General features: G+C 49.1%; 9 protein-coding genes and 1 pseudogene. 1 reads left to right on the top strand and 9 read right to left on the bottom strand.

Annotation, left to right across the window (positions count from 1 at the left end; all coding sequences use genetic code 11):
- Window positions 1–117: pseudogene (locus tag BEA93_RS25900) on the top strand (L-threonine dehydrogenase); the annotation flags it as partial.
- Window positions 118–193: 76 nt separating this feature from the next.
- Here BEA93_RS25900 and BEA93_RS23655 read toward each other — a convergent pair.
- From BEA93_RS23655 to BEA93_RS23710, 9 genes are all read right to left on the bottom strand, one after another.
- Complete coding sequence (locus BEA93_RS23655) at window positions 194–481, bottom strand: type II toxin-antitoxin system RelE family toxin (RefSeq protein WP_000222765.1); 288 nt, start codon at window positions 479–481, stop codon at window positions 194–196.
- Window positions 478–729, bottom strand: coding sequence for a type II toxin-antitoxin system Phd/YefM family antitoxin (locus BEA93_RS23660; protein ID WP_001132898.1), 252 nt, complete (start codon window positions 727–729; stop codon window positions 478–480). The genes BEA93_RS23655 and BEA93_RS23660 overlap by 4 nt, the downstream gene beginning before the upstream one ends.
- Before the next feature lie 965 nt (window positions 730–1,694).
- The gene (gene repA / locus BEA93_RS23670; protein ID WP_123057434.1) at window positions 1,695–2,552 is read right to left on the bottom strand and encodes an incFII family plasmid replication initiator RepA; all 858 of its coding nucleotides are present in this window, start codon (window positions 2,550–2,552) and stop codon (window positions 1,695–1,697) included.
- Entirely contained in the window at window positions 2,545–2,619 is a 75-nt protein-coding gene (tap, locus tag BEA93_RS23675) for a RepA leader peptide Tap (protein ID WP_001367777.1), read from the bottom strand. The genes repA and tap overlap by 8 nt, the downstream gene beginning before the upstream one ends.
- Before the next feature lie 237 nt (window positions 2,620–2,856).
- Window positions 2,857–3,111, bottom strand: coding sequence for a replication regulatory protein RepA (locus BEA93_RS23680; RefSeq protein ID WP_105225212.1), 255 nt, complete (start codon window positions 3,109–3,111; stop codon window positions 2,857–2,859).
- Between the two features lie 282 nt (window positions 3,112–3,393).
- Window positions 3,394–3,600, bottom strand: coding sequence for a Hok/Gef family protein (locus BEA93_RS23685; RefSeq protein ID WP_001558272.1), 207 nt, complete (start codon window positions 3,598–3,600; stop codon window positions 3,394–3,396).
- Window positions 3,601–4,239: 639 nt separating this feature from the next.
- Window positions 4,240–4,845 (bottom strand): PIN domain-containing protein, encoded by a 606-nt coding sequence (locus tag BEA93_RS23700; protein ID WP_105267677.1) that lies wholly within the window; start codon window positions 4,843–4,845, stop codon window positions 4,240–4,242.
- 383 nt (window positions 4,846–5,228) lie between these two features.
- Window positions 5,229–5,429 carry a hypothetical protein gene (locus BEA93_RS23705; RefSeq protein WP_097762364.1) on the bottom strand — a complete coding sequence of 67 codons (201 nt, stop codon included), beginning with the start codon at window positions 5,427–5,429 and terminating at the stop codon, window positions 5,229–5,231.
- A gap of 133 nt (window positions 5,430–5,562) precedes the next feature.
- Window positions 5,563–5,751 (bottom strand): ProQ/FINO family protein (locus BEA93_RS23710; protein ID WP_236942900.1); only part of this gene is annotated, 189 nt, incomplete at its 5' end.

The following is a 5,751-nucleotide window of genomic DNA, read 5'->3' on the forward strand; positions in this document are numbered from 1 at the left end:
GGTACGGCTTCGGAAATGACCCGTTTCTGTATTATTACTGACGAAGAGCGCCATATAAAAATGGCGATCGTCGATAAGTTACAGGCAACAATAATCAATAAGGCAAATGAGAATTTATAAATTTCATACCATGTTCCGAAGAATATCTGCGCCAGAGAAATCCCGGTTATCAGCGGGAAAAGCTTTTATATTACTATCTCATTCTCTCACTGGCGAGATTATAAACGTTACAACGTTCTCGTTTCCCTACCGCAACAACCGCAATAATTAACATATCATCAATCACCTGATAAACCAGACGAAATCCCGATGCACGAAGTTTTATTTTGTAGCAGTCCTTTAGCCCACGTAGTTTTGCAGAAGGTATATGGGGATTGTCGCTGCATTTTTTTAGTTTTTTCGCAAACTGCTGTTGAATGGTCTTATCCAGTTTCAGCCATTCTTTAAGCGCATCATCCCTGAATTTTACCGTATAAGTCATAAATAACTGTCCAGATCCACATCACGCAATGGCTGATTACTGCGTTCAGTAACCAGTTTCACCAGCTCCTGGTCATCCAGAGCATCAAGCATCCTTTCATACAGTTCAGCAGGAATACAGTAGAATGCCGGCTGATTGCGATTCAGAATAGCGACTGGATAACCATCACCAGCACTGACTGTCGCCATCGGATTTTTTTTCAGTTCACTGACACTTGCACTGGTGTCAGACAGAATGATGTTAGGCATAACGCACCTTTAAGACTATTTAACAAGTCTTAAAGATACAACTGAAAGGACCAGTTAACAAGTCTGTATTACTCATATATTTGCAAATAAATTTAATGCTGGTTTTATACTCTGATGCCGCGCCAGCGGCATGGAAGGCGGCACTCCGTTGTAGCATATGGCGCAGGAGTAAAACCGCCGAAGCCCGGCGTAAGCCGGTACAGATTGATAGATTTCACCTTACCCATCCCCAGCCCTGCCAGACTATACCTACTTTCAGCTATGACAGAGCTTCTGTGCGCGGTCGGAGTGGTCCCGACAAGGGTTTACCCGAAGTCGGGGCGTATCTCCGCGTTAGCGGGCCGTGAGGGCCGCTTACGAGCGTGTATTCAATACTTCCAGCCAGAAGACTGACAGCGATGATGCTGCTTAGTTACAACATTCATAATTAAAAGCGATGTTGTTCCCGCCCTTTGGGCGGGGGCGGCCTCGCTTTTCAGTTATGAGGGAGGGGCTTTGTGGTTTCAGTTCTGCGCGAAACCGGGGTTTTTTCGGGGTCTGTGTTTGCATGTTGTAACTAAATCGGCTCCGGTCGGGGCCCGCCGCTTGCGGTGGGAGGTGCATATCTGTCTGTCCACAGGACAGACACTGAATAGGTTTTCTTTTTAAATGAATGTAATTAGGTAGTTTAAAGGAGATATAAACTGGTGTTTAAAAGATACATTGCACCCTGTAAGGCTGTCGGCTGGCGCTTTATGACATGAACGGTTGTAACCTTATGGGGAAGTCCCTTGCAGTTAAATGTGGATAAGAAAAATTCCCCGTCTGTGGGAGGTGTTTTGCATCAAAAACAGGGGGAACCGGATGCATCAGAAGGTGAATGATGAGGTTGTTTTTTGTATGTGGTGCTGATTTTTTGTGCACTGGCGGACTTCAGGCGTGCGAATGCCTCCGGCGCGTGCCGGATTATTCAGAGGAGGTCACTTTCAGGGGGAAGCTGTGGCCAGCCGGCTGTAATTACGGTTACGTGACAGAATCATGCGCTCCTTCACACGACGCTCCACTTCGCGTTTTACTGCCTCACGATTGGCAGTGAAGCGTCCTTCCGCAATTTCACGCGTCAGCTGCCGTTTCACCAGGGTGACGATATCCTGACGTTCCCTGTTCGCATCACGACGCGCACGGGCACGCTTTATTCCACGGGACTTAAGCTCTGTCTGGTAACTGCGGAAACGCTCGCGCACAAAACGCCAGGCTTTCGCAATCAGTTCATCCATACCCAGGGTATCCAGTCCCTGCTTTTTACGCTGTCTGTTTTCCCATTCCACACGGCTGCGGCGCGCGGAAGCCACTGCCTCTTCAGACACATCGAGAGCAGCAAACAGCGCCGGTGTGAACGTGATATCGGTCGGGATATAGCACCCGATAAGCGGGTCATATTCCGTCTGGTAGGTAATCAGCCCCAGCTCTGCCAGGGACGTCAGGGCCCGGGTGGCACGGGTGATGGAGAGTTTTCCGGCAGCAGACTCCGTCGCCAGTCCGCACTCAATGGCCAGTGTGGTGATGGAGCACTGGACGCGGTTGGCCAGCGGGTCATAGTGGAAACACAGCCCCTGCAGCAGCGCATCAATGGCCCGACGACGCAGTACCGGTGGCATGCGCCGACGCAGACCACGGGAACGGGCATGCGCCACATGAATGGCGAAATCAAAACGGGAGGTGAAGCCCACCGCCTTTTCCATCAGTTTTTCGCAGAACTTCAGCGTTCCGGCACCTTCACGGGGAGTGAACACCGGATTCGGGTTCTTTACCTGGCGGTAATACGTTTGTTGAAGATCAGTCACACCATCCTGCACTTACAATGCACAGAAGGAGTGAGCACAGAAAGAAGTCTTGAACTTTTCCGGGCATATAACTATACTCCCCGCATAGCTGAATTGTTGGCTATACGGTTTAAGTGGGCCCCGGTAATCTTTCTGTACTCGCCAAAGTTAGAGAAGATTATCGGGGTTTTTGCTTTTCTGGCTCCTGTAAATCCACATCAGAACCAGTTCCCTGCCACCTTACGGCGTGGCCAGCCACAAAATTCCTTAAACGATCAGTAATCTAGCACTAATCTTCTGAACACTCAAGAATGTAAGCCCATCATCACATGCATCGTTTTTGCGCTTCACTTTTTATCAGTGCGGTCAGAACTTCAGCCTGAGTCAGGCCATCTTCATGACACATTTGCATGAGCATGGCCTTATACTTTGGTTCAAGAAATACTTTTACTTCCTTGAACGAAGTTCTTTTACGGGCCACTGATAATCTTTGTTTCTCTGCATCAGAAAGCGGATTCCCCTTTCTGTATGCTCGTTTTGCGCCAGATGAGGAAGTCACTGCATTTTCTGTCTGCGACATCTCGCCTCCTCAATACTCAAACAGGGATCGTTTCGCAGAGGATACTACAGTTTTTTGAAATCAGCGACTTGAGAATTGTGATGAAGATCTGTGTTGGCGCACAAATCAACGGGGATTACTGTCATTTAGTGTGAATTTTGTTGCGAAATGGCTGAAAAACAGGAAATGCCTTACCTGTGTGCCGGCCCCGGGCGGGACCGGCGGTTTCTGGCATGTCGGGTGTCTGCCCCTGAAATACCTCACACTTCCGGAAAGCGGGGACTTCCGTCCCCGCCCGGCAGCTTACTTCCGTGCTTCGTAGGCCAGAGTTACCTGCACCACTGTATTTCCCCTGTGAATATTCAGCTCACATAACCGTTCCCTGAATATCAGTGAAAAACACAACACCGTGGCGCACACGGCGAGCAACCCGATAAGGGCATATTTCGTCATAAACTTTGACCTCTCTGCAAGGAAGAGGCTACAATCAGTAGTGTCGAGATACTTCATGCAGACCTCACGAGTTAATGGATTAACGAGTGGGGTCTTCGCATTTCTGGAACCTGCGTCTTGCCTGAACCAGAAAGGCTCAGACACCCGCCGCGATAATACCACATTCCTGTCTGGTTACGACGACCTCCATGCCTCCGCTTTTTATTGCAGAAACGCCGGAAGCGGGGAAAACTTGCTTTTTCCCGTTTCCGGGGTTGGACAACTGAGCAACGCGAAGGCGTCAGTGTCCGGAGTTCTGCCACGTATCAGTAACTCCCGTACCACCACTCATCGTCGCTTTTTTCCAGAATAATGGTGATACTCCTGACGTCGTCCGGCAGTATTTCCCGGCAGAATCTGGCCGGAAGCGTAAACGTGCCCGAAGACAGCCTTACCCCTTCTTCACAGGAGTCCTGTCAGTTTCAGCCTGATTTTCCGGATTTCTGAATCAAGTTCAGCAATAATAAATTCCTGCTTCCCCCGAACGGCAACCGTCACATAACACCCGGCAGAGCCTGAGTCTGTTCGCCTTATCGATAACCGGGTCTTGCTTACGTATCTGTACGGCGCTTTCTGTCTTGTCATGGAAATAAATGCCATTATTGATTTTCGACCTTTCTGTTTTTATGGAGCTGATATTATTTAATTTTTCTGCCATCAATATTGCCAGGTGATTTTATTACCCTGAATTTTCATTACTCCCCGGCGGACCAGTTCATCCCGGATACCATTGGCCAGGGCATCACGCCATTCACCGCGCAGCTGTGATTTTAAATAATTATTAAATGCCCCTTCTGTTACCGGCATATTACGAACCTTCCGCGCTGCCTGTTGAATTTTGTTTGCCCACCGGATAACGATATCCATGTCGGGTGCAGCCATCTTTACTGATGACGCCTTATCCGGGGAGACGCGACGGCAGCAAATCCCACGCGCCTGCAGTGTCCGGACAATACCGTCATATCCCTTGTCAGCGGAAACAATATGGTATTCCTTCTCCGTTCCGTAATGGCATACACACTGCCCCAGTTCCAGCACCAGATGAAAATCAACATTGTTCCGGGAGACTTCACTGACATGCCGGAGTGTGACTTTTACTGCTTCAGGGAAAGCGTTTACTGGCAGCGCCACATTATTCTGTTTCGCGCCCGCGAATATAATTAACTCCGTATATATATTTAAGGAAATTTCTGTCAGGTTACTGCAGTTCTCGTAATCGATAAAGGCAATCACCTGTTGCTTCTCTGATTTTCCGGTCGCCATTTTCTCTTCTCGATCAACAAATATCACAACCAGATAAAAGAGTTATAAATAATATTTAACACCACCTGATATTAACAGCCGGGTAACGTGATGTTATTATTTTACTCTCCTTACTGAATGCATTTGTCCCTGACCGGACAACGTTGACCGTCGCATGACGGTCTTTTTTTATCCACCCGGCAGCCTCCGGTCGCAAAAACATCCCCACAGGTATTAACCACGTAATGACTGTGTGTTATCTTTCTCCCCGCAACTTTCCGGTATTAATCGGTGGTAGCCTCACAGGGTAGATGTACAACATTCATTCAATGTCAGTGATACGTCATATGAATGACCTTCGGCCTCCCTTGCTCAGGGGAGGTCTTTTTTTTGCCGTTTTTTCATTACCCCCGCCGCTGGCAGTTCTCAGCTCTCTGCCGGGCAAACTGCTGCCAGTCTGTACGGGGTGCAACACGGGCAGCCAGGAGCCACGCTTCAGCGGCCTCCTTCCGGAATCCCCTGACCTCCAGGCTGACGGCACGACTTCCGGTACGCTGGTAACGCCAGACCTGAGCATCCCGTGAATGGTTTCTGAATCCGCTCATTTGCATCTTCCCCCTCTTTCCCCTGTCAGTATTCCTGTGTTAAATAATTCAGTGGACAGACTTCCTTCGGGTGTGGAAGTTGTTTCCTTTATAGCCTTATTGTTTTGCCTCCCTGCTTCTGAGGGAGGCCTTTTTACTGCTCATCCAGCACGGCCTGAAGTTCGGCTTTTCTCCGGTTCTGGCGACGAATTTTTGCCAGACGCGCTGAAGCATACGCTTCCTCTTCCTGAGAAATATGCTCCGTCACATACCCTTCCGTGTCATACCGGCAGGCACCGGCTTTCATTGCGCCAAGATAGCTTTCTGAACGGGTAATGGCCTT

This window comes from Escherichia sp. MOD1-EC5950, from assembly GCF_002965345.1.
In the GTDB taxonomy this organism is placed as follows: Bacteria; Pseudomonadota; Gammaproteobacteria; order Enterobacterales; family Enterobacteriaceae; genus Escherichia; species Escherichia marmotae.